Origin of the sequence: Sphingomonas sp. 66-10, assembly GCF_001897045.1 — a bacterium.
Taxonomy (GTDB): Bacteria; Pseudomonadota; Alphaproteobacteria; order Sphingomonadales; family Sphingomonadaceae; genus Sphingomonas; species Sphingomonas lycopersici.
In genome coordinates this window covers 1-1719 of record NZ_MKRR01000074.1, presented here as the reverse complement: position 1 = coordinate 1719, position 1719 = coordinate 1, and the positions used below count along the sequence as shown (strand labels likewise).

Here is a 1719-nt window from a genome sequence, read left to right as displayed (position 1 = left end):
GCATTCATGCGGGCGCATTCCTCTTCCGAGAAACGTTCCGCCGGTGCGTAACGCAGCATGGCGATATGCGCGACGATGCCGGGCCGCTTGATGAGGTTGACCGCCATATTGTCGACCACGCCCTGCGGCGCGAGATAGTCGCGGTAGAAGATGCTCTGCTGAATGTCCGGCTGCTGCAACAGCGGCCAGACCGTGGTCGCTTCGCCTTCCGGCACGGCATGAAGATGCGGCCGCAAGATGTCATGCGCCGCATAGGTCTGCACATAGCTTTGCAGCCATTTCGGGTCATTGCCATATTGCGCCTGGAACCCGGCATCGCGATCCGTATCGCTCCACCCGATAAACCCGCTCTGCGCCCCAAACGCCTCGACCAGCCGCTGCACCAGCGCCGGAAAGCGCGCCCGATCAAAGGCCGCGTCGTAAATCTCTTCAATCGGAAACATCGCGTCCACCTCTACACGATCCAGACAAGATTCCGCTTTCAGATGATGAAAACAGACCGAAATCTGTGTTTTCGCTTTTCCCCAAACGTCATCCCGGACTTGATCCGGGATCCCGCTTCTTCTTCCCCTGCCGAACCGAAGCCGGATTAGGCACAAGAAAGCGGGATCCCCGATCAAGTCCGGGATGACAGCGTGAGAAGATGCACAGCAAATTCGACCTCAGACCTCCCGACTGTAGCGCTCTCCCTAGGCGTCCAGCCACATCTTCAGCATATGATGCGCCACCGCGATCGAGGTCGGCACCTGGAACAGCGCATCCTCCTCCTCGGCGAAGGCGCGGCGCACATCGTCGCGGCTCACCCAGATCGCCTCGGCGATTTCCTCGATGTCGAGCGTCAGCTTGTCGTCCAGTGCCTGCGCCATGCAGGCGATCATGAGATTGGAGGGGAACGGCCAGGGCTGGCTCATCAGATAATCGACCCGGCCAACGCGAATGCCTGCTTCTTCCCACAGCTCGCGGCGCACCGCTTCCTCGATCGTCTCGCCCGGCTCGATGAACCCGGCCAGCGCCGAGAAGCGCCGGGGCGGAAAGCGCGGATTGCGGCCGACCAGCACCTTGCCCTCATATTCGGCCAGCATGATGACGACCGGATCGGTGCGCGGGAAATGCTCCGAGCCGCAGCTCACGCATGTGCGCGACCAGCCTGCCTTGGCGACCTCCGTCTTCGCGCCGCAGACCGAGCAATGCGGGTGACGATGATGCCAGTCAGCGACACTGCGCGCGCCGGCATAAAGCGCGGCCTGATCGGGCGCGAGCAGCGGAATGATCGACCAGACGCGCGGCGGGATCGTCGGTTCTTGCGAAGGCTGCGTCTTGATCAGCGAGACGAACAGCGGCGCGCCATCTTCATGCACGCCCAGCAAGGCATGATCGCCAAGCTGCGCATCCTTGGGCAGCGGCACCGTCACCAATTGCCCCGCTGCATCCGGCACAGGATCCAGCCCGTCGAGCACCAGAACCCGCGCGCCCGGATGCGCCCAGGCCGCCGCCAGCTTGTCCGCATGCACCCGCACCTGATCGGCCCGGTCGAGTTTGCCGCCGGTAAAGGCCAGCGGACGAGAGGCCTGTTGTTCGATGCTATCGCTCATGCCGCGCCTGTCTCCAGTCCCAACTCATGCTGCCCAGACTCGTCCTGCGCCAGAGCAAGCGTCGCCGCCCGAGCGAACACTGTCGGCAGCCCGGCATCCGCGACTCTGTCTATCGGCCACCATTGAC

2 protein-coding genes are annotated in these 1719 nt (G+C 63.2%); both read right to left on the bottom strand.

From position 1 onward, the window contains the following. Window positions 1-620, bottom strand: a 620-nt coding sequence (locus tag BGN95_RS06775) for a hypothetical protein (protein WP_286772055.1), incomplete at its 3' end; no start/stop codon positions are given. A gap of 69 nt (window positions 621-689) precedes the next feature. Beyond that, complete coding sequence (nudC, locus tag BGN95_RS06770) at window positions 690-1592, bottom strand: NAD(+) diphosphatase (protein ID WP_286772054.1); 903 nt, start codon at window positions 1590-1592, stop codon at window positions 690-692. Between the last annotated feature and the right edge of the window lie 127 nt (window positions 1593-1719).